General features: G+C 48.9%; 17 protein-coding genes. 5 read left to right on the top strand and 12 right to left on the bottom strand.

The genetic code is table 11. The annotated features are described in order from the left end of the window. Nucleotides 1-43 precede the first annotated feature (43 nt). Both CX651_RS03115 and CX651_RS03110 read left to right on the top strand, forming a co-directional pair. Nucleotides 44-4,336, top strand: a complete 4,293-nt coding sequence (locus CX651_RS03115) for an EAL domain-containing protein (protein WP_101053432.1) — start codon at nucleotides 44-46, stop codon at nucleotides 4,334-4,336. Between the two features lie 154 nt (nucleotides 4,337-4,490). Further along, nucleotides 4,491-5,126 (top strand): hypothetical protein, encoded by a 636-nt coding sequence (locus tag CX651_RS03110; RefSeq protein WP_101053430.1) that lies wholly within the window; start codon nucleotides 4,491-4,493, stop codon nucleotides 5,124-5,126. 591 nt (nucleotides 5,127-5,717) lie between these two features. Here the strand turns inward: CX651_RS03110 and CX651_RS03100 are convergent. Both CX651_RS03100 and CX651_RS03095 read right to left on the bottom strand, forming a co-directional pair. Beyond that, entirely contained in the window at nucleotides 5,718-8,171 is a 2,454-nt protein-coding gene (locus CX651_RS03100) for an ABC transporter permease (RefSeq protein ID WP_101053428.1), read from the bottom strand. Then, the gene (locus CX651_RS03095) at nucleotides 8,171-8,983 is read right to left on the bottom strand and encodes an ABC transporter ATP-binding protein (RefSeq protein ID WP_101053426.1); all 813 of its coding nucleotides are present in this window, start codon (nucleotides 8,981-8,983) and stop codon (nucleotides 8,171-8,173) included. The genes CX651_RS03100 and CX651_RS03095 overlap by 1 nt, the downstream gene beginning before the upstream one ends. Here CX651_RS03095 and CX651_RS03090 point away from each other — a divergent pair. Continuing rightward, the gene (locus CX651_RS03090; protein ID WP_101053466.1) at nucleotides 8,922-9,596 is read left to right on the top strand and encodes an arylesterase; all 675 of its coding nucleotides are present in this window, start codon (nucleotides 8,922-8,924) and stop codon (nucleotides 9,594-9,596) included. The two genes, CX651_RS03095 and CX651_RS03090, sit on opposite strands and share 62 nt — an antisense overlap. 63 nt (nucleotides 9,597-9,659) lie before the next feature. Here the strand turns inward: CX651_RS03090 and CX651_RS03085 are convergent, their stop codons facing one another. Next, entirely contained in the window at nucleotides 9,660-10,160 is a 501-nt protein-coding gene (locus CX651_RS03085) for a GNAT family N-acetyltransferase (RefSeq protein ID WP_101053424.1), read from the bottom strand. A 207-nt stretch (nucleotides 10,161-10,367) separates the two neighbouring features. On the opposite strand from CX651_RS03085, the gene CX651_RS03080 reads away from it, so the two are divergent. After that, nucleotides 10,368-11,429, top strand: coding sequence for a DUF3083 family protein (locus CX651_RS03080; RefSeq protein ID WP_101053422.1), 1,062 nt, complete (start codon nucleotides 10,368-10,370; stop codon nucleotides 11,427-11,429). 95 nt (nucleotides 11,430-11,524) lie between these two features. Here the strand turns inward: CX651_RS03080 and CX651_RS03075 are convergent, their stop codons facing one another. Further along, entirely contained in the window at nucleotides 11,525-12,244 is a 720-nt protein-coding gene (locus CX651_RS03075; RefSeq protein ID WP_101053420.1) for a suppressor of fused domain protein, read from the bottom strand. A gap of 238 nt (nucleotides 12,245-12,482) precedes the next feature. Here CX651_RS03075 and CX651_RS03070 point away from each other — a divergent pair, with 238 nt between their 5' ends. After that, on the top strand, nucleotides 12,483-15,125 hold the full coding sequence (locus CX651_RS03070; RefSeq protein ID WP_101053418.1) for an SO2930 family diheme c-type cytochrome: 2,643 nt from the start codon (nucleotides 12,483-12,485) through the stop codon (nucleotides 15,123-15,125). Nucleotides 15,126-15,792: 667 nt separating this feature from the next. On the opposite strand, the gene CX651_RS03065 is transcribed toward CX651_RS03070, so the two are convergent. The 8 genes from CX651_RS03065 to CX651_RS03030 form a co-directional block, all read right to left on the bottom strand. Beyond that, complete coding sequence (locus CX651_RS03065; RefSeq protein ID WP_101053416.1) at nucleotides 15,793-17,043, bottom strand: tetratricopeptide repeat protein; 1,251 nt, start codon at nucleotides 17,041-17,043, stop codon at nucleotides 15,793-15,795. A gap of 1 nt (nucleotide 17,044) precedes the next feature. Next, nucleotides 17,045-17,665 (bottom strand): energy transducer TonB, encoded by a 621-nt coding sequence (locus CX651_RS03060; protein ID WP_039035600.1) that lies wholly within the window; start codon nucleotides 17,663-17,665, stop codon nucleotides 17,045-17,047. Between the two features lies 1 nt (nucleotide 17,666). After that, a complete protein-coding gene (locus tag CX651_RS03055) occupies nucleotides 17,667-18,071 on the bottom strand; it encodes an ExbD/TolR family protein (RefSeq protein WP_025011238.1) in 405 nt (134 codons plus the stop codon). Nucleotides 18,072-18,084: 13 nt separating this feature from the next. Then, the gene (locus CX651_RS03050) at nucleotides 18,085-18,612 is read right to left on the bottom strand and encodes a MotA/TolQ/ExbB proton channel family protein (protein WP_082014355.1); all 528 of its coding nucleotides are present in this window, start codon (nucleotides 18,610-18,612) and stop codon (nucleotides 18,085-18,087) included. Then, a complete protein-coding gene (locus tag CX651_RS03045) occupies nucleotides 18,612-19,967 on the bottom strand; it encodes a MotA/TolQ/ExbB proton channel family protein (RefSeq protein ID WP_039035599.1) in 1,356 nt (451 codons plus the stop codon). Before CX651_RS03045 ends, CX651_RS03050 begins: the two co-directional genes overlap by 1 nt. Next, nucleotides 19,967-20,749, bottom strand: a complete 783-nt coding sequence (locus CX651_RS03040; protein ID WP_039035598.1) for a DUF3450 domain-containing protein — start codon at nucleotides 20,747-20,749, stop codon at nucleotides 19,967-19,969. The genes CX651_RS03045 and CX651_RS03040 overlap by 1 nt, the downstream gene beginning before the upstream one ends. Before the next feature lie 674 nt (nucleotides 20,750-21,423). Beyond that, the gene (locus CX651_RS03035; RefSeq protein WP_101053414.1) at nucleotides 21,424-24,177 is read right to left on the bottom strand and encodes a TonB-dependent receptor; all 2,754 of its coding nucleotides are present in this window, start codon (nucleotides 24,175-24,177) and stop codon (nucleotides 21,424-21,426) included. A 418-nt stretch (nucleotides 24,178-24,595) separates the two neighbouring features. Then, nucleotides 24,596-25,804 (bottom strand): porin, encoded by a 1,209-nt coding sequence (locus CX651_RS03030; RefSeq protein ID WP_101053412.1) that lies wholly within the window; start codon nucleotides 25,802-25,804, stop codon nucleotides 24,596-24,598. Between the last annotated feature and the right edge of the window lie 28 nt (nucleotides 25,805-25,832).

Genomic DNA, 25,832 nt, shown 5'->3' with positions numbered 1-25,832 from the left:
ACTCACGATACTGGCATCACTCATTATAAAATTTACTAAATTTATGCCTAATTTCCTGCTCTACCTCACAATGCTCTGGTGTTTGGTTATCGCCTTTGTCCCGGCTACAGTTGCAGCACTTCCTCTGATTGATACTCCCGCTCCGATCCTTCTAAAAGCAGAAACATACGGCGTTCCTGAAGGGCTCTCACAAAGCACAGTCACATCGATAACCGAGGATTCGGATGGTTATATCTGGGTAGGAACTCTCAATGGTCTTAACCGTTTCGATGGCAAGGAGTTCAAACAATATTTCGCCAATGACGGGACTGGTCTGAGAAGTTCATTCATCCAAAGTTTATACTCACACAAAGACCTTCTTTTAGTTGGCACCAACCATGGTCTCTATACCTATAATAAGGAAAAAAACACTTTTGTACCCATAAGCAGTATGAACAGTGCAGTTTGGTCTCTCCAACGAATGGAAGATTCAATATTAGTTGGTCTCAACGACAAAATAGCTAAAGTAGATCAGATAACTACTACAACCCCTAAAATCACATTATTGCAATCAGAAAATTTTCTTAATGTAAAACAGATTATCTCCTACAAAAATCTTTATATAACGCGCAATCACGATGGTTCTGTCTATCAGACAAATAAAGATTCGCAAGCAAGTAAATTAATATCAAAAGAGTCAATATCAATCAGCCAAGGAACGGAATGCATTTACATTTTAAAAGAAGATGGTATACACAGATGGAAAGATAATAAACTAACAAGCATATCTGTAGAAAAATACAATAACATATTCAGCTTGAGAAATGACTTATACGCCTTAAAAAATAACAAAGTATTCAACATTTCATCTAAAGGAGAAGAAAAGTTTCTAGGTCTAATCAAGGATGTGGCTCTCTCTACGTCAATGAGTTTCATTTATGCAGAAAAAGGCCGCATTTACATTCCATCTCTCAATAAAGGGTTTTCTGCGATAGATATTAAAAGCCAACTCGCTTCGACTCTTGCCAGTAATACTCAAAGCGTCTGGAATATACAAAAAAACCAGAAAAAAGACCTTCTAATATCAGATGACACACAAGTTCTTAAACTGCTGAATGAAGACCTCAACGTGATCTTATCTGTTGATACAGGACTAAAAGGCCCCAAAACAGCAGGACTTGTAAATGACACTATTTTCTACGGCTCTCTAAATGGATTGTATGCTATAAATGTCAATACTGGAACACGGTATCAAATAATTGATAGCCCTATAGTCGCATTAGCTGTCAATGAGGATGAAACACGAATTGCAATAAGTACTGCAAATTCCCTAATACATGAAGTTGATGTAAAAACACTCGGCATCGTCAGCCAATATGAAATAAGTGAAAAGCCATCAATATTCAACATTGCTTACGAAAGCAATCAACTTTATATCGCAACTCAAGTTGGTGTCTTTACTGCCAGTAACACTACAGGCGTCAAACATATTTTTAGTGATGAGATCACTTACAGCATCGCACCAACAAAATCAGGCACATACTTAGGCACTGGGACAGGCCTAAAATTCTACGATAAAGCCACAAAAAAAATATCAACAACGTATATCGCCAACAGTCCCATTTACTCAATCGCAACTGATTCTGATGGTAATTATGTTGCCACATCCATCAGAAAAGTAATAATAGGAACCTCTGGTGAAACATATCTTTTAAATGAAGATTTCGGTAGTCAATATGAATACAATACACAAAGCGCTTCAACTTGGAGAAATGGATTCCTACTGGGAGGGATCTCCGGGTTAACCATTATTTCACCCAATGACATTGTTAACTTCAAAAATAGTCATGCGCCAAAAGCCAACCTCAATGAACTATTGATATTTAATATCCCCCAATTCGTCGATAATAGTAAACTCTCCTCAGTTCTTTCGCTGTCAAATGAGATCAAACTAAAATACTCCGATTACCCCTTCACTCTTAGATTCAATAGCCCCAAGTATTCTCATATTAAACTCGAGTACGAGTACCGGCTACAAGGGCTTTCTGACGACTGGATCAGCTCCAAAGGCATTAATTCTGCAACCTATACCAATCTTTCTCCCGGAAGCTACACCTTTCAGCTCAGAGCAATAGATCCCATCACAGGTAAAAAAGGCCAAAATACCGAACTCCAAGTAGAAATAACCCCGCCTTGGTGGCTCTCCAACATTGCCAAGGCGCTCTATGTTTTGATAATGCTGCTAATACTGACGGTTATCACCAAAGCCGTGCTGCGCAAGAGAGAGATCCAGCGCCAAATAGCCTTGAGTGAGGAGAGGCTAAAGCTCTCCCTCTGGGGTAGTGGTGATGAAATGTGGGACTGGGATATAGAAACGGGTCAGATATACCGCTCCAATATCTGGGGCTCCCTCGAGTTTCCCCGCGACGGCCAGCGTTCCGGCCATCATGGTGAAGAGAGCAATATTCACCCTCAAGATAGAGAGCGGGTAAGAGAAGCACTCAACAAACACTTTTACGGTGAAACAGATCATTTTGAAGCAACCTACAGGGTTAAAAGCAAAAATGGTGAATGGCTGTGGATCCTCGACAGAGCCAAAATTGTTGAGCGGGATGAGCATGACAATGCCCTGCGTATGACGGGAACCATCAAAAACATCAACAGTTTCAAGACAGCAGAAGAGCAGCTACGCCTATTCGAGCGGGCGATAGAGAATATCTCGGAAGGCATGTTTATTCTGGATGCCGATTTCCATTATGTTGAGGTTAACGAAGCCTGCTGTGAACTCACCCAACACAGCCGCAACCAGTTGCTGGGCACAACGCTGCAATTCAGCCGTTATCCTGACAATTACAATCAACAAATAAAGCAGTTATTGCAGCAATACGGCCGCTGGAGTAACGATATAGAAGCCATTAAGGGCGACGGTTCAGAGTTCCTGATGGAGCTCACCATAGATGCGATTTACGATGAGCAAGGGATCCTGACCCATTATGTTGGGGTGTTTTCCGATATCTCCCGTCGTAAACAGCAGGAAGAAGAGCTGCGTAAGCTCACCAACAATGATCTCCTGACCGGTCTTCCCAACCGCTCCAACTTGCAAGTCACCCTGGGCAACCTGGTGAAGAAAGATCATCACCACACCCTGATGGTGCTTGACCTGGATAATTTCAAAAAAATCAATGATTCACTTGGTCACCAGATAGGTGATGAGCTTTTGATCCTGGTTGCACAGAGGCTGCAGCAATCTATACCCGGACACACCAATCTTTATCGCCTAGGTGGGGATGAATTTGCCATTCTGGTGGACAAGAATCCGGACATAGGTTCCAGTGCAGTGATAGCCAACCGGGTCATAGACGCCTTCGGTCAAGCCTTTGAACTGGTAGGCGAACAACTGGTTGTCGGCGTTAGTATAGGCATAGTGCTTTATCCCGAAGACGAGCAAAATGAGCAGGCACTGCTGAGAAAGGCCGATATTGCCATGTACCATGCCAAGTCTGCCGGAGGTAACCGCTATCAGTTCTACTCTGAATCCTTGAACCGCAATGCAATTAGGCAGTTGGAGGTAGAGAATCTCATCCGCGAAGGCCTGAAAGACGATCTGTTTGAAGTCTATTACCAGCCCAAAATAAATCTGCGTAGCGGTTTAGTGTCGGGTATGGAGGCCTTGGTCCGCTTGAATCATCCTCAGCATGGATTAATCCCACCCAATGATTTTATTCCGCTGGCAGAGGAAAATGGTCTAATTATTGAAATAGGCGACCTTGTTATGCGCAAAGCCTGCTTTGCCGCCCAGCAGTGGCGTGAACAGGGATTGTTTGATGGCCGTGTGGCTGTCAATTTGTCGTCGCGACAATTCGCCCTACCCGATCTGCAGCAAAGAATCGCGTCAATTTTACGTCTGACACGCCTACCTGCTGCTAATCTGGAACTGGAAATCACTGAAGGGACTGTTATCAAGCATCCTGAAAAAGCCATTAAAGTCATGCAACAACTGGCAAAAATGGGAGTCTGTCTGGCACTTGATGACTTTGGCACCGGCTATTCGTCCCTGTCGTATCTGAAGCGATTCCCCATTCACAGCTTGAAAATAGATAAAGCCTTTGTTGACGATATCGATAAATCGGACAGAGATTTAAAGATGGTCGACTCCATCATCACCATAGCCCACAATATGGGGCTTTCCGTTGTGGGCGAAGGCGTAGAAGAACCCTCACAGCTGAGTATTTTAAAAGCATTAAATTGTGAAGAAATACAAGGGTTTATTTATAGCAAGGCGGTTTCTGAGGCTGAATTTTCTGAATATTTGAAACAAAATATGCCTGAATTATCAAGTAAAAAGAACACAATTTAGCAACCAAGTTCGAACAGCATAAAAACCAAAAAGTCATCAAAGAAAAATCAATTTAAAGTTAAGACAACATTTCTGGCATGACTCCTGCTTTATCTCTCTCAGCGTCAAGAAGTTAACCGCTGACTGTTACCACTACCCTGAGAGAGATAAGATAATGATTAAATTTATAGTTGCTACCGCCGCCGTTGTTACCAGTTCACTGGCTTTTGCCGCTGCACCAAACGTCAAATTCAAACCTGTTGAACTTGCTGCCGCGCCTAATGTGAAGTTCAAGCCTGTCGAGCTGGCTGCTGCTCCGAACGTGAAATTCAAGCCTGTCGAGCTGGCTGCTGCTCCAAACGTGAAATTCAAGCCTGTAGAGCTCGCTGCTGCTCCGAACGTGAAATTCAAGCCTGTCGAGCTGGCTGCTGCTCCGAACGTAAAATTCAAGCCTGTTGAGCTGGCTGCTGCTCCGAACGTAAAATTCAAGCCTGTTGAGCTGGCCGCAGCCCCGAACGTGAAGTTCAAACCTGTTGAGCTGGCCGCCGCCCCTAATGTGAAGTTCAAACCTGTCGAGCTGGCCGCCGCGCCTAATGTGAAGTTCAAACCTGTCGAGCTGGCCGCCGCCCCGAACGTGAAGTTCAAACCTGTCGAGCTGGCCGCCGCCCCTAATGTGAAGTTCAAGCCTGTCGAGCTGGCCGCCGCCCCTAATGTGAAATTCAAGCCTGTCGAGCTGGCCGCAGCCCCGAACGTGAAGTTCAAACCTGTCGAGCTGGCCGCCGCGCCTAATGTGAAATTTATATACGCCTGACCCCGGGCCTTGGAGGACTAATTATGATCATATCAATCAAAAAGTTATTGGGTCTAACCAAACCAGAGCGTAAAAGAGTGAAACTGCCGGAGGGTCTGTGTCACCTGGAAGTGGTGCCAGCCAGAGGCTGGTGGAACTAATGGAACAGCGAAAAAACAAGGGAGCATTTATGCTCCCTTTTGCTGTGATTTGGAATCAATAGACAACTCTAGAAAGCATGCTTGCTATCGCCGGGTCGAGTGGTTTTGCGGTGCGCCAATTGCCTATGTGCATTAAATAACAACATGGCGGCGGGTCCCAAAAACAACCCGGCAGCCACCCAACGTTTAACCCCCATTCCTGCCTTGAAGGCTGAATGTCCCAAAGTGTAAGCGGAGACGCCCATAGTCCCCGCCAAAGCCATCGCGCCTGCCAGTATCAGTGTCAACTCGCCTCACCTCACTTGTTGCAGCGCATCCCTTCACTGTCCAAAAGAAAGTCGGAATACTACCCCAGCAACGCTCAAAATAACAGCAAAAGGTCAGTAATTCGCCACCCGAGCCAGGCAAAAAAATGGTTCGACAAAATTGCCTGACAACCTATCCCCTGGCGCTACTCCAGCCTTAACAGCTCACCACAGGACTTTTGCAGCAGACTGCGACAACGCCACAAGCCAAGTAGTGCCACCAACAAGGCGCCACTGAGGGGAGCCAACAGCCACCATTGCCAGTGAGGACTGACTCTGAGTTCAAACACCTGAGTTTTCAAAAGCCAGAGCGCAAACTCCGCCACTGTGACCGCCAGAATGCCTGCCACGGCACCTAGCAGTGCAAACTCCAACGCCGTGGCAAGCTTAAGCAAGCTTCCCGGCGCGCCAAAGGTGCGTAGAACCGCCAGCTCTCGTTGGCGACTGGCCATGCCGGCTTCGGTCTGCGCTATCATCACCAGGGCACTGGCCAATACCACCAGCACCAACACCAGCGTCAGCGCCAAAGAGACCTGGGCGACTATCTCTTTGAGCTGAACCACCATGGCCCCCACATCTATGATGGAGACAGTGGGGAAATTACGGATAATCTCAAGCACAACGGCCTTTTGACCATCATCCAGATGAAAACTGGCCATTGAGGTATAAGCAAATGGCGCCAAGGCTTCCTGACTGAAAATCATAAAGAAGTTGGGTTGCAAAGTTTCCCACTGCACAGAACGAATACTGGCCACCTTGACAGTCAGCGTTTGGTTATCGATAACAAAACTCAGGCTGTCTCCAACAGTAATTCCCAAACGCTCGGCCACCCCGGACTCCACCGACACGTCATCGGTTTGCCGATTAAAATGGCCGTCAAGGATCTCATTGTTGGGCGGCAAGGTATTTCGCCAGGTGAGATTCAGCTCCCTTGAAATCCCAAGGCGCCCTCTCTGCCCCTGTTCCTGCTCTTCGGCAGTGATCACCTCCTCACCATTGATGGCGCTGAGCCGACCGCGGATAACAGGATAGATATCTGTGGCAGCAATCTGGCGCTGAGCCATAAAGTCCGCCAGCGGCTCTACTTCGTCCGGGGCTATGTTAACCAGAAAATAGTTCGGCGCATCCTCAGGCAACTGCTTCTGCCATTCGCTGAGCAAGTCCTGACGCAACGCCATTATGGTCAGCAATAACACCAAGGCGCTGGAAAAGCCCACCAGTTGTACAGCGTTTTGTCTGGCGCGGCGCCGAAGGCCCGCCAGTGCCAGCGACAAGGGGTTGGTCGTGCGCATACCAACACTCTGCCCCAGGCGGATTAACAAAAAACCCATCAGGCTGAGCAGCACCCCGAGCAACACCACACTGGCCACCACGGTCAGAGTTAAAGGCAAAGAGCGCGAGTAAAGCCAGCCGAGCAATCCCATAGCCGCCAAACTCAGCAGCAGATGCAACCACATACCCAGACGTATTCCTTCAAGCTGGCGTTGCAACACCCTGAGCGGCGGAATAGCCAGCAGCCGCATCAGCGGATAGGCACTGAACATAAAGGCGCTGATAAACCCTGTAGCCAGCCCCAAGAGAAGCGGTCTGAACATAGGCGGAGAATAGGCGGCAATTTCCGCAGGCAAGGCTCGGCTGATAAGATAATCCAGCACCAGGCCACCGAAGATCCCCAAGATCACTCCAAGAAAGGTCACCAGCAGCAGGTGCAGACCGAACAATAAACGGATTTGTCTTGCACTGGCGCCAAAGGTTTTCAGCATGGCAACCACATCATAGTGACGCTGACAATAACGCTGGGCGGCAATGCCGATGGCGGCGCAGGCAAGGGCTATCCCCAATAAGCTCGCTAACAGCAAGAATCGCTCTGCCCGCTGCACCGCCCCGGCAATCGGCGAATCGCCGGATTGTACATCCACCCAACGTTGGCTACTGGTCAGCAGTGGCTTGGCATATTCTTCAAAACGGCTCAGCGCCTGGTTGTTCCCGACAAACTGATAAAGATATGTCACCCGGCTGCCGGGCTGAATGACCCCGGTTGCCGCCACATCATCAAGGCGCATCAACACCAGGGGGGAAGAAGCAAATAGATTGAAACCGGCATCGGGCAGCCTGTCTATCTCCTTGGTCAACGCCATCTGGGCGTTACCCAGCTCAACACTCTTGGGATACCCCAGCAATCCCCCAAGACGCATTTCGAACCACAATTCACCAGGCTGCGGCAAGGTACTGGTTTCCCCTTGGCGCAAGACAATTTTGCCCTTGAGCGGATAGGCATTATCAACCGCCCTGACAGTGACCAATTGAAAGGCATCACCGCTGTAAACCATAGAGTTGAACTGCAAACTATGCGATTGCTTCAGCCCTAACGCGTTGGCCTGCTGCAGTATGCCTGCATCTATGGGGACGGGTGAATTAATGATTCGGTCGGCGGCAATAAACTTGGCCGCCTGGCCATTGATGGCGAGCTGCAATCTGTCACTGACCCGGGCCAGACCGGTGACAGACAACACCGCCAGAGTCAAGGCCAGCACAATCAATACCAACTGCCCTTGCTTGAGTTCGCGGCGAAACAGGCGCCATGCCAGCGTCCATTCCATCAGCGCCCCTCCTCTGCCGTTACCGATGCCGCCGACACCTGGCTCTCTGTCTTGGCCTCATGCAAACCGGCCTCTTCCGCCGGGGTTTGCTGCCCCTGTTCATACAATCGCCCTTCGTGCATCTCTAACTGGCGCTCACAGCGACTGGCCAATTGCATATCGTGGGTCACCAGAATCAAGGTGGTCGAACTCTCGCGATTGAGCTCAAACAACATGTCGGCAACCTTGTCGGCGTTGTGTTTATCCAGGTTGCCCGTGGGTTCATCGGCAAACAGCACCTTGGGTTCGCTGATAAAGGCTCTGGCGATAGCAACCCGCTGCTGCTCACCGCCGGAAAGCTGTTTCGGGTAATGATTGAGCCTGTGCCCGAGGCCAACTCGCTCCAGCATGGCTTTGGCCCGCTCTCTGGCATCCTTGATACCCGCAAGTTCAGCCGGCAGCATGACATTTTCCAGAGCGTTGAGGGTATCAACCAACATAAAAGACTGAAAAATAAAGCTGACTTTCTGCTTACGCAGCGCAGCCTTCTGCTCTTCATTCAGCCCGGCCAGGGCACTGCCATCGAGCCAAATCTCACCGGACGAGGGGGTATCCAATGCCGCCAGCAGGCCCAGCAGGGTTGATTTGCCTGAACCTGATGGCCCAAGAATGGCCACACTCTGGCCCGGCTTGACATCCAAATTGATGCCACTCAGGATAGTCAGGTCACCTTCCTGGGTAGTGACAGTTTTTACGAGATGGGAAACCTTAATGGCACTGTTATTCAAAATTGCTTCCTTATGCTTGCGTCCGCTGGCATTGATACCAGTCATATTCTTGTTCTCTGCGCTGCCCGTCAAGGCCGCTGATATACTGATCCTGGGGGATAGCCTGGGAGCCAGTTACGGCATGGCCGAGAAACAGGGTTGGGTCGAAGGGCTGAGACAAGCCTTACCCGAGCATAACATTGTTAATGCCTCTGTCAGCGGCGAAACCACGGCCGGTGGCCTTAGAAGATTGCCTCAATTACTGGAGTCGGTAAAACCCTCGCTGCTATTAGTGGAGCTTGGCGGCAATGATGGTCTGAGAGGCTTTTTGCCAACGGAGCTGAAAAAAAATCTTACAAAAATCATTGCACTGGCCCGTCAATCCGGCGCCAAGGTGCTGCTTTCCGAAGTCATGGTGCCACCAAACTACGGCCCCAGATATGCCAACGCCTTCAGCGCCGTTTATAGTGACCTGGCCAAGCAGCCCAACGTCACCCTAATGCCCTTCTTTATGACAGAGATAGCGCCCTTTCCCGAGTTGATGCAGGCCGATGGGCTGCACCCGAACGAAAAGGCCCAGCCCAAGATCACCGCCTTTGTGCTGCCCTGGGTTGAATCGGCAATCGAAGCCATCAAAGCCCCCGCCACAGACGCATCTGCGCCGGCAACAGGCGGATAAGGCAATCACCGGACATAATAGCAGCCGGACATAATAGTCGCAGGACGACATAGCTAAAAACGACTAAAGGCTGCACCTGAATACCCTCACCTTGTGCCCCATCAGTTCACTTTCTTCCTGCGGCAGCATTCCCAACTTGAGGGCTATCGCTTCCGAGCCCAGATTGCCATCCATGATCAGGGCTATCAACTCATTCACGGCGCAAATCGCTTTTATTTCTGGCAATGCATGGCTGGCGGCTTCATAACCCAGTCCCTGGCCCCAGTATTCAGGCAGATACCTGTATCCCAACTCAACCTTACCTAACTCCGGCAGGAACTTGGGGCCGCAAAAACCTATCACCTTGCCATCGGCCTTATGCTCAACTGCCCAGCGACCATAGCCATACTTGCGGTAGTCGGCAAAAATGACCTTTTCAAGCACCTGACCGGCCTCTTCAACATCCTTCAATGGCTCACCAGGGATATACCTCAGCACTTCGGGAATACTGTTCATGGCAAACAAGGCCTGCTGATCACCATCTCGGAACTGTCTCAAAATTAATCTGGGGCTTTCGGTAATCAAGATTAATGACTCCTTTAATTCAGCTTGTTGCCTTAAGGTTGGCTAAAGTTTATTAATGTTTAATAAATCATAACCATAGATTACACTAGGGCGGGCGCGATAAGTCTATAGCCGATCGGATTGAAAGTTGTTTTGTCGCAATGAGAGTGCAGTGCAACCCGGCTAGTATGCCCATACCAGCGTGATAACATGAAACAAGGAAAGCATATGTCCCTGCAAAAAGTCTATATTCCCCTGGCCACCCGTACCAGCCAGTACATCATGGCTGAAATACTGATGACAGATGCGCTGCTCAGTCACTATGCCAGTTACGAAAACTGCTACCGCGAAATCAGCAAGTTGGTATTCCAGTTGGCAGAAAAGGAAGATCTGCACAACATTCATGTGATCGCCAATGACAAACTGCCTGTGGTGCGTTTTCACACCGAGGCCTACTGCTTCCAAACTGCCGAACAGATCCTGTTCTTTTACAACCCAGCCTACCATGAAGCCCAGAATCTTTTCTTCCAGCCGGACTACAAGGCCCGCAAGTTAAGACTGCTGTTTTTGGCTACAGGTAAGGAAATTCGCGCTAACGCCGCCAACTTCCACAACCGGGTAAACGCCGTATTAAATGGGGTATTGGACAACCTACCGGAGCAGGAGTTAAAGGTCAAAGTCCGCGATCACCAGCACATGGCCTACGATCTCTTCGCCCGTGCCAAGGGTGAGAAAAAAACCTATGGCTACAAACTAAGAGATATCTATCAGCGCTACAAGTCACGCAGGTGCAAACTGCCGGAGGATCACAGCTCACTGGCCTATGTCACCGTCAGTCTGCCGTTGAGCCGCCGCCTAAAACAAAGCGTACTGGAAGAGGAGCATACCGAGGACTTCAGCCCTCTGTACCAGTTCCTTGAGGACAAGTTCCGCAGCGCGGCGGCCGGCAAGCAATTGCACCGCACCGCCATGGTAGCTAATGGCTTGATGCCTTTGGTTCGCAACAGTAAGTTCGAGAAGGTGGAAAGCACTGCCGAAGCCCAGATGATAGGCTTTGATCCTACGGCAACCGACGCTCAGTTTGTCAGCCATTGGGATGGAGGTAACTTGGTGGAATCGGTGCACTTTTTGCTGGTCGCCGGTAAAGAGGATTATACAGAGCCTGGTTATGGCCGCTATATGAACCAGGTGGAAGCGGCTTTGAAAGACTTTGCCGAAGCCATAGGTTTGGATCCGGAGCGCCATGAACTGGTGTTAAGATTCCATCAGCACATCAGTTACAAGCGTTAAGACTCAAAAAAGCCGGGCTAGTTTTGACAATGCAGCTCAGCCCGGCTTTTACCTTGTTATTATAGGTGTGCTATGAATGAGTCCCCTGGGCTCGGCTATTTCCGCCCCGTGACCACATTGATTCTAGCCACATCCACCAGATCGCTCACCTGATACTTGTCGAACAGCTCCAACAAGGCATCGCTGCCCTGCTCCAGTTTCAACATCATCTCTTCTTCATAAAGCGGCACCAGGCTATAAAAATTGATGCACTTGTCCCGGTCAATCTCCAAGGTGTGGAAAGCGTCATCAAGTAGCAGCGACGGCAGAACTATCATGCCATTTTGACGGGTATTTTCGGCAAAGGGTTCGGCAGGATCACCATTGGGTATTGTGTGTCCCCAGCCCAGCCAGCTGTCGTATTTATGCGGAAAGCGCGCCAAAAACTTAAGCTGTCTTACAGGCCAGTACCACTTTTCATCGCTGAAGGCTTCCTGACTTATCTGCCAGTGCGCCGGCAAGGTGATCATCAGCTCCATAAACCTGGGAATATCCGCCTCTTCGGGGGTACTCATAGGCAAGTCACTCATGCCGGAAGTCACCAGAGTATGGAAAGGTCGCTCGTCTGTCGGTGCCACATAATGCACATCAATATGCACAGTATCCGAGATAACTTCATGAAAGACCCAGGTGACTTCACCAATATGGCGCTCAATATGTTCGCTTATCTGGACGATACACTCTTCCCCCATAGGCGATTGCCACTCCTTTTCACCATCCGTGTATCTGAAAATGGGATCACCGGAAAGGCTGTATTCTTGTTCATCCTTACTCATGCCAACTCCTTTTGATTCTGACGCATGAGGTTTTATCACTGCCGGCGAACTAAATCCAGAATAAATGATGAAAAACAAATGGTTGTTAAAATAGTGTTTATATATGGCGATAATGCTTCAATCTGTTATCTGTCGCTACTTGCATTATTTGACGCTAATTTGGCCGGATTTCACATTGTCAGTCGGGAAATGAACCGGGATCTTGTTAACGGAATAATAACAATAATCAGGAGAGATTATGTTCAACAAGAAAAACCCCCTGACTTTGGCGTTGCTGGCAGCCGGGTTAACCCTGGGACTCATTGCCTGCTCGGATGACGACAATACGTCTCAAACCACAGAACCGCCGGTCGTGACGCCACCGCCGCTAACCAGCCCCTTCCCCGAAGGCGCCATCATGGTTGAAGCCGGAGACAATTTGACAACCCGAATTCAGGAAGCTCTGATCAACGCCCAGAGTGGCGCTGTAATCGTGTTGCCAAAGGGCCGATTTGAGATAGATGCCACCTTGTTGTTTGACGGCGATGTCGACGGTGACGGCAGCTATGCCAGCAATGTCACTGTCATGGGCTATGGCCGCGATGAAACCATTCTCGACTTTGCCAATGCCAACGCCGGTGACGGTATTTTTGTGCAAAACGCCCTCAATATCACCATCAAGGATCTGTCGGTCTATGAAGCCAAAAACAACGGCATCAAGCTGAAAAATACCAATGGCATCATACTGCGCAATGTCTCCGCCGTGTGGGAAGGTGAGCTGGATCAAGGCAATGGCGCCTACGGCCTTTACCCGGTGGAATGCGAGAATATTTTGATTGAAGACAGCTATGTCCGCGGCAGCGCCGATGCCGGTATCTATGTGGGCCAGTCTGAATACATAGTCGTCAGGCGCAATATTGCCAAGGAAAACGTCGCCGGTATCGAAGTGGAAAACTCGCGCTTTGCCGATGTCTATGACAATGAGGCCATGGGCAATACCGGTGGTATTCTGGTATTCGACCTTCCCATTGGCAACCACAAGTACGGCTCCAGCGTACGGGTATTCAACAACAAGGTTTATGACAACAATACCCACAACTTCGCCAACGCCTCTGCCAACCCGGCCGGAGTGCATATTGTTCCTCCCGGCACCGGGGTGATCATACTGTCCACCAACGATGTGGAAGTGTTCAACAACCAGATCAGCAACCACGATACCCTGGCGGTCACAGTCTCCAGCTTCTTTATCGCCGAGCCGGATGTCTCTGCCTTTGCCGCCAGCTATGCCCAGCAGGGTCAGGCCATTGAAGATGGCTGGCGCGCCACACCGCGCAACATCTATATCCATGACAACCAGATAAGTGGTTTTGCCACCAAGCCCAACGGCTATCTTATCGAGGATATCATCAAGGCCTACATCTACAGCCATGGCCGCTTCCCGGGGATCCTCTACGATGGCCTGGGTGAACTGCTCGCCAACAATGGTACCGGCGCCTATCTCGGATTTGGTGAACTCCCCTTCAACCCTGACGGCAGTGAAAATGTCTGTGCCAGCAACAATGGAGATGTCAGTATTGGGCAGCTCTACGGCAACAGCAATACCGATGTCAGCATTCCCGATGTCATGTATGAAGCCAAGCAGCAGCAACTGTTGCAATGCTCTTTGGTCAGCCTACCTGTGCATACCGTCACTTTCGGCGAACAGATCTTCGGCTGCGGCGTGGATGATGATACCGAAGGTTGTGACGGCGGCGTTCTGGTCGGCGGTGGCGGTACTATAGGAGAAGGTGAAGGCGGCCTTGAAGGCGATGGCGACCTGTCGCTGTGCAGCGCTCAAGGCTCTAGTGTGAACTGGGATGCTCTGACGGGTGCCAATTGCAGCAGCCTGGCACAGTACCGCCTGTTTGCCGACGCCTCTATGCCGGCGGCCATGCCAAACAGTGGCGGGATCCCTTACGATCTCAACACGCCGCTGTTTACCGACTATGCCAGTAAGTATCGCTATGTGTTTGTGCCGGAAGGGAAACAAGCCAACTACAGCAGCAATGAGGCCTTTGACTTCCCGGTAGGCACAGTACTGGTGAAAACATTTGCCCTGCCTGCCGATACCGCAACCAGAGGCGTGGACAATGAAACTCTGATTGAAACCCGGTTGTTGATCCACAGAGAGTCGGGCTGGACCGCCCTGCCCTATGTCTGGAATGCCGAGCAAACAGATGCCACTTTGGCCAAGGCCGGTGCCATTCAAGGCAAGAGCGTGGTGCACAAGGGGCAAACCCTGAACTTTGACTATGTTGTCCCGTCAATGAATCAGTGCAAGCAGTGTCATCAGTTCAAGGCAGACAGCGCCAGCCAGGCGGTGTTTATGCCGATTGGTCCCAAGGCCCGCCATCTGAACCGTGACTACCCCTACCAGAATGGCAGCGCCAACCAACTGCTTCATTGGCAAAGCGCGGGTATTCTCAGCGGCCTGCCAACCCTTACCAGCGTCGACAAGGTGCCAGCCTATGTGGATGGTGATGAAGCCACTTTGACTCAGCTCAGTGACAGCGAGCTGATGCAAACTGCCAAGGGCTACCTGGATATCAACTGCGCCCACTGCCACAGACCCGAAGGCAATGCCTCCAATACCGGGCTGAAACTGGAATACCAGCGCAGCTATGATGAAGACAACGGCTTCAGCCACGGCACCTGTAAATCGCCTGTAGCCTATGGCGGCGGCACTCTGGGCTATGATGTGGTACCGGGTAATCCGGCCGAGTCCATCATGCATTTCCGGATGCAGAGCAATGAGCCGGGCGACAGAATGCCCGAAATTGGCCGTAGCCTCAGCCACGAGGAAGGAGTCGCGCTGATAAGCGAATGGATTAAACGTTTACCAGCGGCCAACTGCTCCAACTGAAGCAGAAGTCAAGCTTGCGTATAAAAAGTAAATCATAGATCCGTACGCACCTGGAAATGCAAACGGCTGTTAAGTCATTGATTCGTTACCAAGTAACAAATACTAACGACTCCAGCCGTTTTTCTGTCGAACCTTTGTCAAAGCTTTGAAGTCGCAATCATAAATATGAGCGCTGCCTTCCAGCTAGCGCACCTGATGCCTTATCTCAAAAGAGCTATGCTCGGCTTGATATTATTGCCAAGTATGACAGGGCTCATTGGCAATGCCGGTCTCAAGCAAACTTGTCGATCAAAGTATGGCTAACCTGACCTCTTGAGCCTACTCAAAACAACCGCAAGCTGACTGATAAACAGACGGGTTATGAGCCAGCAAGCTCTCAAAAAACAACTTAAGCACTATGGTTTTAGGTTAACCAAACAGAAACCTTGACCCAATGCTGACAGCCAATTACTCATCCCCTTGTTTGAGCTGTACCAGGTATCAATTGGAAGGTTTGAATAACAAAAACAAGCTGCTGAAGCGAATAGACTATGGCTAGCGGGATACCGCATACCTCTTTTGGGAAAGTCAGAGTGGCGTTTGAAAGTCAGAGTGGCGTTCGCAGGAGATCAGCGATGAACCAAAAAAAATAAAGCCCCATACGGGGCTTTATTTAGCTGGCATAGCATTAGAGTGAAACGTTATGGATCCGCGCTTTCTCTTTTATGTATGACAGATAGCTGGTGGCGCTACGTGCTGTCTTGGAGTCTTTTGAGGCCAATTCAGCACGGCGGTATGCCGACTTATAGTCTTTCAGGTTCAGGTAGGCCAGAGCCAGCTCAAACTGAGCTTCGCCAGGATTTTCCAATCCGGCATCCAGCGCTTGCTTGAGTACTGGAATCGCTTCCTTGAACTGCTGATCCAAAGCCAGCAAACGACCTTGTTTCAGGTACAGCTTGCCATCGTTACCGGCAGCTGCTGCTTGACCATAATAAGCCGCGGCCTTCTTCAACTCCTTGGCGTTGTGGAAGAAACCGGCCAACATAGACAGGTTTTTCTCACTTTTTTCGATAAGCCCTTGCTTCATGTGCTTCTCGAAAATCACTGCGCCGCGATAAGCCGAACCTTTGGACGCCAACAGTTGCGACAAACGAGTGATGTTATCAGCAGTTTCCAGGAAACCGTTCTGATAGGCCAAATCGTATGTCACTGTAGCCTTGTCGAAGTCCTCGGTCAGCAGATAGAGCTGAGCCAACTGAACCCAAAGACGCTTATCGTCCTGAAACAGGGGCACCATAGTTTCCAGAACACCAACCGCTTTCTTGTACTGCTTGAGGTTGAAGTAAGCCTGGAACTTAAGCTGGTAAAGGTTCTTATCAGGCTTTTCCGCCAGTGACAAACCTTTGTCCGCTGTTTTCAGCACATTTGGATAGTCTTTCAGTTCAGTATAGGCAATACCGATACGACGGTAGACCACAGGATCTTGCTTACAGGAGAAGTCCATCCACTTGTTATAGTAGGTGATAGCTTCTTTAAACTTCTTCTCCTGCAGCAGTAGATCCGCATACAACTTCAGAGTTGCACTGTGGTCGGTTCCACCGAGGATATCTGCCTCTACTGCCTGCTTCAGGTACTTGATGGAAGTGCCCATCTGACCTTTTTCAGCGTAGAAGTTACCCAGCATACGGGCGATATAAGCCTTGTCGAAGTCATTACGGGCGTTGGCTTCAAGCAATACGGCGATTGCTTCGTCCAGATTACCGTCCTGATAGGCTTCAAAGGATCTCTGCACCTTTTTGGCAGCAGTTTGACCCACAGCCTTGGCCTGACGTTGGTCGATAGGACATTTCTCAGCGGCCTGGGCGATTGGCGCCATAAGCACTGCACTGCCTGACAAAGTCAACAGCATGGCTGCAGCAAGCTTATTCACTTTTTGCATCTTATCTGTCTCCTTGATTCAGGGTGAAGTCCAGCTGAACTGTCATACCGGGTTGCTTCATCGGCTTACCGTCAACAATCTTCGGCTTGTACTTCCACTTCTTCAGTGCACGAACCGCTTCACGATCAAAGATCCTTCTTGGTTCCGCCTGGATAACTTCAACATCATCAACACCACCGAGTTCGTTGATGGTAAAGCGCAGTTGTACCCAACCTTCTTTACCGTCACGCGCCGCAGCAATGGGATACTGAGGTTCAATCCGCACGATAGGTGTTGCATCACCGTCGCGGGTCATCATGTTGCCCAGCTTAAAGCCTGTGCTTGGACCGCCTGCTTCTACTCCACCCATATTGAATGCCATATTGGTATCAATATCAGAAGAGCTATCCGGTGGCGTTTCCGCTGGCTTCGGTGGCTGCTCTGGTGGTGGGGGTGGCTTAGGTGTCACCCTTGGTTTCTTCTGTGCCTTCGAATCCTGCTTGTCCATTGTGATCTCGATAACTGGCGTTTCGGTTGAGGTGTCGCCACGTTGCGCGCCACCTCCGACCAGGAATGCCATAAACCAGAACAGACCAAAAGTCACAGCAGCACCAATAATGATAGATACTAGTGCTCTTAACATATCAGTCGTTCCCCGCAGATACCGAGACCTTATCAATACCAGCAGCCTTCACCTGATCCAGTACTTTAACAACCAAGCCGTGTTGGGCTTCTTTGTCTGCCTGGATCAGAACGGCGGCTTCTGGCGCCTCTGCCAACATACGTTCTACGTTAGCAGTTACTCGTTCAATATCAACCTGACGGTTTTCCATCATAATCACGCCTGTTTTACTGACGCCGATAAAGATGTTCGCCGAAGGTTTTGAAGTCGCTGTGGACGCCTTGGGTTTGTTGTAGTCCAAACCGGATGGCTTCACAAACGAGGTGGTCACAATGAAGAAGATCAGCATGATGAACACGATGTCGAGCATCGGGGTCATATCGATCTGTGCTTCCTCTTCTACACTGGAATGCTTCTTACGTGCCATGTTCAATCTCTCTCTAGTGGTGTGGCAGGCTGTCTTTCAGCTTTTCCAAGCTGATTTTCATCTTGGCGTCCAAACGAGTGCTGAAGAACACCCCGGACAATGCCGCGACCATACCAGCCATAGTCGGCATAGTGGCCATAGAAATACCAGCTGCCATCAGACGAGCATTACTCGTCCCCTGAACTGCCATAACATCGAACACTGAAATCATACCTGTCACAGTACCCAGCAGACCTATCATAGGACAGATGGCTACCAATGTTTTGATGATCAGCATACGTGCATTCATATCTTGCTTCGCTTGGGATACCCAAGCTTCACGGATACGGTGTGCATACCAGGAGGTGGTTTCCTCCCTGGCATTCCATGCAGTAATGATCTCTTTATGATTCTTAGGTGATACCCAGTTCAGATACCAGAATCTTTCAAGCATCAATACCCACATGAGAAACAGCACCGCCGCTACAAGCCAGAGGACATCGCCTCCGGAGGCCATGAAGCCCCTGACGGAATCCCAAATGTCCATCAGGTATAGCATCATTAGTCAGCCCTCTTCTCTGCGTGTTCAGCAATAATACCGGCACTTTGCTCTTCAAGGATTTGAACAATAGATTTACTGCGAGCCACAACGATAGCATGACACAGCATCAGTGGCAGAGCCGCAATCAGACCCTGTACTGTAGTTACCAGTGCCATAGAGATACCACCGGCCATCAGTTTTGGATCGCCAGTACCGAACAGCTGGATGCTCTGGAAGGTTGCAATCATACCGGTTACGGTACCCAGCAGACCCATCATAGGAGCGATAGCCGCCAATACTTTGATGATAGAGATACGAGTTTCCAGCGCTGGCGTTTCTTTCAGGATGGCTTCATCCAGTTTCAACTCCAGAGTCTCAACGTCAACATCTTTATTCTCTTGGTACACTTTCAGTACACGGCCCAGAGCGTTGTTACCTGGATTGGCAACATTCTTGGCCTGAGACTTAACGCGAGCACCGATAACAGTCAGAGTAACCAGACGCTCCAGCGAGATCAGCAGACCCAGAGCCAGCAAGGCAATGATGATGTAACCAATGGTACCACCGGCCTCAATACGATCTTGGAAGCTGGCCTTCTGAGTGAAGATATTCAGCAGAGTACCGCGGGCAGGGTCTACATACAGCTTGGCTGTACCTGAAGTGGCTTTTTCGAAGTCAGCGATAGGCTTAACCTGATAACCTTCCGGCTGCTGAGACAGCTCCTGGATCAGACCCAGCTCGTGATTCAGAACCACATACTTATTATCAGCCAACAGGTTAAAGGCACCGACACGATAGATGGTGGTGTTGTTCACGTTACCATCAATGTCAGTTACTGAACCTTCAAACTTAACCACTTTGCCAGATTCGGCCATTTCGAAAAGTTGCTCTTCCCAGAAGCGCTCCAGTTCTTCAATCTTAGGTAGTTGCTTACGGGCACCCAGGTCCTGAACGAACTTGTCACGTCCTGGATACTGGGCACTGACGTTGGAGTTGATCAGCTTACCGGCGAAATCGCCTGCTTCGCCTTTAACCACACCAAACATTTCACCCAAGTCACCCTGAGCGGTTTTCAGATCTTCTTCGAGTTGAGCAATTTTACGCTCGTTGTCGAGGAAGGCCTGGTTCAGGTCTTTACCGCGTTGAGTTTCAGCAGCCAGCGCATCTTTTTCACGCTTCAGCAGGGCAGCCTTGTCGCCACGCTCGGCTTGGAACTCTTGTTCACGCTTAGCATTAATTTTGCCTTGAGCGGCACGTTCAACTTTAACTTGCTGCAGCAGTTGATCAATCGTCTTAGGCGCCTCTGCGGCACTGGCCATACCGGCAGACAGTGAGAAACTGGCAGCAACGACGGCGGTAGTGATTAGCTTTTTCATTATTGTGCAGCCTCCGCAGCTGGAATTGGTAGTGCGAACAGATCCAGAGCCCCTTGTTTACGGGCGATACGAATACCCTTGGTGATGTCACGCAGATAGCTGTCATCCAGCTTATCCCAACCCTTGGTTTCAGAGTTGTACATCCAGGCAGTCTTCTGGTCCAGGCTCTGAGCGTACAGAGCTACGCGGCCCAAGCGGAAGAAATCAACCAGCACTTCTTTACCATCAAGGTTCAGCTTACCGGTTTCAACGTCAACAAAGCTGCCGTACTCACGCTCGATGCTGTAAGCATCCAGGATCAAACGGAACTTTTCAGCCAGAGTCACTTCGGCAGTGTTAAGCAAGTCTTTGAGGTTTTTAACGCGCTGTGCACGGTCTTCAGATTTGAATGGCAGATCCAGAGCCACGAACTGCTCCAGGGCATCAACCATTTTAAACATCAAAGGAACAACACCTTGACGCAGTTTGTCTACGCCATTGATATCGTCCTGAATGGATTTCATTGTGGCTTCCTGATCAGCGACCAGTCCTGCCAGATAATCATTGTAGGCTTTGAGAGATTCACGCTCGTCAGCAACGGCGGAATATTCGAAAAGCATATCTTGAGCCTGGTCAAAATACTTATCGATCTTCTTCTGTGACGCAACGGCGTCTGACTGCAGACGACCCGCGGCTTTTTGCGCGTCGGTAAGAGGATCTGCAACGACTAAGTTGCTGCTGGCGAGTGCCAGCGCGCCAACAAGCGCAGAAGCGATTTTTGTTCTATTGCTTACCTTGGACATAGTTCCCAACCAATTTGAAGTGATTAAAAAGGTTTAACTTTTCAGCAACAGTGCCCCGAATATCCCTATTTCAACGGCAGATGGTGCTATCAAGTATGTCTTTCTCTTGTGATTGTTAGTTTTTTATCTTCCCTTTCCTATGCCCCTGAAGGCATAGACCCGCTGGCATCATTTCACAAAATGTTGACCTGTGTCAACATTTGAAATGAGGCGAAAACGCTGGAAACTAAGGCTAACTGTGTGATTAATCATCAATGGCTTTTTTTTACATTTAGTGATCAATTGTCAGCCACCTTCTTGGGCGATGAACAGCGGTAAAAACAGCATAAGCTAATGTTTAACATTATGATTTATATATAATTAAAAAGCATAAGCCGGTGCGATATGTTTTATCAATCTTGAAAGAATTCAATTCGACAGACCGATGGTAATCCACTTTTTCCAAGCGATTACTGTCCTTGGGAAAGCGGTTTAACCACAAAACCATCTCCCCTGCTCTCTTGCCATGAAATCAATTGGCAGCCAGGTTCGATTGCAGTTGTTACGCAATAGTGTTTTGTCAATTTGCGACTATGTCTTACTTATATAGAGTTTAAAAAGTAAAAACCCCGGAAGGTATCCCGGGGTTTCATTCATTGAAGCTGACTTAATTCATCCAAAGATGAAGTTTGTCATTAGAACTTCATGCTGGCACGAACGAAGAAGTAGCGGCCCAACATATCATAAGTATAAGGGTCGGTATTCGAGTCGTTGTTACCTGTGTAGTACGGAGGCTCTTTGTCAAACAGGTTGTTAACACCGCCGGATACACGGATGCGGTCTGTGATATCGTAAGAACCTGACAGGTCATGGTAAACCACGCTGTCTACTGAAGGCGCGTAGCAGCTGCCATCATTTTTCTTACAAGCAAACGAGTCCATACCGTCGATGTAGCGAGCTTCATAAGTGACAGTCCAATCATCACCGGCAGCGGTAATGTTCAGGTTGCTCTTGAACTTGGCGTAAGCACCCACGCCACCTGTGATATAGCCACGATAGTCAACCGCATTACCATCCGGGTCAAACTCTTCATACTCACTCAGGATAGAGCTGTCCCAGCCGGCCTTCCAGTCCAATCCAAAGGCATCGAATACGTAGGCAACGTTGATGTCGTAACCTGAGGTATTGGTAGCACCTATGTTCTGCAGACCGTTGTCGAACTTGATACGACCGCTATTGTCGAGCTCAATATTGGAAGACTGACACAGCGCAGTGCCTGTGTTGATCTTGTTCCCACCAGCATCCAGACACTGGTTGGCAATATAGTTGTTGTCAACTGAAGTAATAGTGTTGGAAATCTCGATGTCATAGTAATCGACGGTCAGAGACAGACCTTCTACAAAGCTTGGTGAATACACCAGACCCAAAGTAGTGATATCAGCTTCTTCAGGAGTCAGCATTTCGTTACCACCAACAGTCACTTCAGCCTGATCCTGATCAGTAGCAGGGTGAACAATCTGCTCGAATGATGGTGACTTACCACCATACAGTTCATATACAGTTGGCGCACGGAAGGCAGTGGACATACCACCGCGGATCATCAGGTCATCATAGACACGCCAGGTCAGACCCAATTTCCAGGTAGTATCATCACCGAAAGTGCTGTAATCGAAGTAACGCATAGCGGCGCTCAGATCCACTTGCTGCGCCAAAGGCAATTCGCTCAGCAGTGGAATCGCCAATTCTGCGTAAAATTCATTAACGCTGAAATCACCGGAGGTTGGCTCAACGCGAGGATCGTTTGCCAAGCCCTGAGAAGTCAGAGAATCCGGAGTATAGTGAGCAGCCTCTTTACGATGCTCGTAACCCGCGGCAAAACCCATTATACCGGCAGGCAATTCAAACAAATCGCCGGACAGAGTCGCCGCAATGATATCCAACTCGCTGCCACCGCTGTTCACTTCGGTATAGATGTATGGCTTGATGCTCTCACCTTCCCATGATGATTGCAGGAAAGGATCGAAAGTGCCTTCAAGAACTGCAGCATTGATGGAACCCAAGTTGTGCAGGTTAGCTAAAGTATCGGTTGAGTCGTTCTTGCCTTTATTGTAAGAAGCATCCCAAGTCCAACCATTTTCAAACTCACCTTCCAGGCCAACAACGATACGTATGGTGTCTACTACTTGGTCAAAGTCACGGGTACCGGACTCAACCATACGACGACCATAAGCCAGTGCTTCACCGGGTTGCACCCAAGGCAGCAGCTCGTCGGTCATCCAGCCACCGGCTGACTTAGGATTGTAAACCCAAGCAGAGTTGTTCCAGATTGGCTGAGGCGCCATTTGCTGATTGGACCAACGCTTGGAGTACATGGCTTCGGTGAAGAAACGAATCGATTCGGTCAGTTCATAAGTACCCGCCATGGACAGGTTCAAACGCTCCATTGGCGTCGACAGATAGCTGTCTTTGGCATAGTTGTATCTGTCGGCATCGCTGAACTCATGATAAGTTCCACCCAAGCCACTCAGGTCCGCTTCAGACATACCATCAAAGTATTGGAACTTAGGCTTGCCTTCGCCGTTATCGACGTACTCACCATAGTAGCCCTTGTCACCTATGGCATAAGCGCCTTCGGGTCCGGTGCCCACGATACCAAAGTTGTTGTCACCCCAGATGTGACCGCCTTGAGAATAGCTACTACCACCGCAGTACAGGCTACGTTCCCCTTTTGGACCTGTTTCTGCAATAGGACACTTTGAAAAATCACGGTCAGCCTGGCTGGCATCACCGCGCTTGGTGTATTGAGCATTAACAACGACATTACCTTTCTCGAAGGTGTTACCCAATGTCATGTCGATGCTGGACTCGTCAGCGTCACCTTCACCTGAAAGACCAGTTTGAACGTTGATTTCAAAACCGTCGAAATCTCTTTTCAGAATGATGTTAACCACACCGGCAATCGCATCGGTACCATAAATGGCAGAAGCACCATCTTTCAGTACTTCGACACGCTGGATCATGGATACCGGAATGGTGTTAAGGTCAACAGAAGAAGCAGCACCGGTACCGGATGCAATCATACGGCGACCATTCACCAGAACCAAAGTACGGTTGTCACCCAGACCACGCAGGTTGATACGCGAGTTACCGCCTGAGCCGTTGTTGATACCGGCGTTGGTCATGGCACCACCGGCAGAGGTCATTTTTTGCAGAACGTCGTCAATATTCACTGCACCTGACGCTATGATAGATGAAGCATCGATCACACTGACAGGGCTTGCAGTTTCCATATCGGTGCGCTTGATACGAGAGCCTGTAACCTGAATACGCTCTACATTGTCAGCACCTTCTTCGGCCGCCAAAACGGTTGGAGCGCTAAAAGCAGTCGCTGCAACACCACCAACCAATGCCAGACGCACTGCGTTGGTTAACGAATTATTCTTATACATACTTATCTCCCTTTCGACATCTTGTGTCTTGGTAACGGATCCAAATGCTTTGTCCGGATCCTTTAGTTGTTTGCTGGTAGATACGAGTTTACCCGCAACAATTTCACGCAAATAAAATCACATAACAAACATTTTATCAACATTTGAAACGTTAATATTGCATATAAAATTAACAACAAAAGAGAGATGAGATTATTTCATTTAGCATAAATCTAGTGGCTCTTACACCAAGATTGCCCACTTCAACCAGAGCTGAAAACATTAACACCATGAATTAATAGAGTTTTATAAAAACCGTCTCACCCTTCCCAATCGTAACAAACGCGTTACATATCTCTTTCTGGTAAGACGTACGAACACTTTTTTCCCCAATAAAAAAAGCGCCTTTCGGCGCTTTTTTAAACAACTCTATTAACAATCAAAGGGTGTAACGAATACCGATAGCGATACCATCATCTTCAGATAATGACATTCTAGCTTCTTGCGCTTTATCGGCGCTGGTAAAGTCGCTGTAGTCTTTACGTGCTTCAACATAAAGAACCGTATTCAGATCCCAAACAAAGTGTAAACCTACAACCACAAACTGACGCTTGAACACATCGTTAGGATCGGCATTAAAGTTTGGTTGAATAACATAGTCTTTCCCTGCATCCAGAATGTTATAAGACACAAAAGAACGTAGACCATTATCAAACTTGTAAGAAACTAAGGTTTCAACACCATAGGCATCTTTAATCAAGCGTCCGATGTTATCAGTATCATGATTTTCTTCTTTGTGAGCATTTGCGGCAACATATAATCCATTCTTGTCAAAATCACCCCAAGTAGCGCCCACACCATAGATTAAATCAACAGCGGTTTTGTGCTCACCAGTACCATAGACCACATCAAACTCACCTCGGTTTATACCCGCCATTAAGCTGAATTTATCTGTGGCCTTGTAGGTCAAAGACGCACCATAGGTGTAATCGTAAGTAACCTGTTGCGCTTCTTTCTTACCTGCATTCCATTCTGCTTCACAGGCACTCTCAGTGATGTTTTCGATGTCGCAGGTATAGAAGCTACTGTTTTTTAATTGTGCCTGAACCGCAAAGCTCACATCACCGATGCTGTTACGGTATTGAACAACTTTATCACCACGACCAACACCGTTTACCGCGCCATCGTCTTTGTTGAAAGTGTAAACACCAGCAGCATTACCATCCCACACAAAACCGTAGTTAGTGTTGTATACCACGTCGTACCAGGCACCCCATTGTTTACCAATAGTGATAGTGCCATATTTATCGTGGCTAATGCCTGCGTAGCCCAGACGGTTGTAGAAGAACTCATCCTGGACTGATTCGAAGCGATTGTTATAAACAATATCGCTGCTGCCAACAGGGTTCACGCCCCATTCCAATTTGGCAAATGTGTTCCAACCGTGGGTTAACTCACGACTAAAACCAAAATTAATCCTGGAAGCACCATTGACGACTTCCGTTTCACCCTGAGTATTGATTACTCGGACATCAACGAAACCACCGATTGAGACTGCATTTTTTTGATCTTTATAGATTTCAATGGCTTGTACCGATGGAACGGCTAAGAGTCCTGCCAGGACGGATGCGATGAGAGTCTTGTTCATTTGTTGTAACCTTAAGTGTTTTCAGCCT

This window comes from Shewanella chilikensis (assembly GCF_002836945.1).
GTDB classification, from domain to species: Bacteria; Pseudomonadota; Gammaproteobacteria; order Enterobacterales; family Shewanellaceae; genus Shewanella; species Shewanella chilikensis.
The sequence above is the reverse complement of the archived record's forward strand: the minus strand, read 5'-3'. Positions and strand labels throughout refer to the sequence as shown.

Excerpts from the sequence above, each read along its gene's own strand:
- CX651_RS03070 (WP_101053418.1), top strand. The coding sequence starts at position 12,483 with ATGTTCAACAAGAAAAACCCCCTGACTTTGGCGTTGCTGGCAGCCGGG.
- CX651_RS03065 (WP_101053416.1), bottom strand. The coding sequence starts at position 17,043 with ATGCAAAAAGTGAATAAGCTTGCTGCAGCCATGCTGTTGACTTTGTCA.
- CX651_RS03050 (WP_082014355.1), bottom strand. The coding sequence starts at position 18,612 with ATGATGCTATACCTGATGGACATTTGGGATTCCGTCAGGGGCTTCATG.
- CX651_RS03055 (WP_025011238.1), bottom strand. The coding sequence starts at position 18,071 with ATGGCACGTAAGAAGCATTCCAGTGTAGAAGAGGAAGCACAGATCGAT.
- CX651_RS03075 (WP_101053420.1), bottom strand. The coding sequence starts at position 12,244 with ATGAGTAAGGATGAACAAGAATACAGCCTTTCCGGTGATCCCATTTTC.
- CX651_RS03080 (WP_101053422.1), top strand. The coding sequence starts at position 10,368 with ATGTCCCTGCAAAAAGTCTATATTCCCCTGGCCACCCGTACCAGCCAG.
- CX651_RS03100 (WP_101053428.1), bottom strand. The coding sequence starts at position 8,171 with ATGGAATGGACGCTGGCATGGCGCCTGTTTCGCCGCGAACTCAAGCAA.
- CX651_RS03060 (WP_039035600.1), bottom strand. The coding sequence starts at position 17,665 with ATGTTAAGAGCACTAGTATCTATCATTATTGGTGCTGCTGTGACTTTT.
- CX651_RS03045 (WP_039035599.1), bottom strand. The coding sequence starts at position 19,967 with ATGAAAAAGCTAATCACTACCGCCGTCGTTGCTGCCAGTTTCTCACTG.
- CX651_RS03110 (WP_101053430.1), top strand. The coding sequence starts at position 4,491 with ATGATTAAATTTATAGTTGCTACCGCCGCCGTTGTTACCAGTTCACTG.
- CX651_RS03040 (WP_039035598.1), bottom strand. The coding sequence starts at position 20,749 with ATGTCCAAGGTAAGCAATAGAACAAAAATCGCTTCTGCGCTTGTTGGC.
- CX651_RS03095 (WP_101053426.1), bottom strand. The coding sequence starts at position 8,983 with ATGACTGGTATCAATGCCAGCGGACGCAAGCATAAGGAAGCAATTTTG.
- CX651_RS03090 (WP_101053466.1), top strand. The coding sequence starts at position 8,922 with ATGGCACTGTTATTCAAAATTGCTTCCTTATGCTTGCGTCCGCTGGCA.
- CX651_RS03115 (WP_101053432.1), top strand. The coding sequence starts at position 44 with ATGCCTAATTTCCTGCTCTACCTCACAATGCTCTGGTGTTTGGTTATC.
- CX651_RS03030 (WP_101053412.1), bottom strand. The coding sequence starts at position 25,804 with ATGAACAAGACTCTCATCGCATCCGTCCTGGCAGGACTCTTAGCCGTT.
- CX651_RS03035 (WP_101053414.1), bottom strand. The coding sequence starts at position 24,177 with ATGTATAAGAATAATTCGTTAACCAACGCAGTGCGTCTGGCATTGGTT.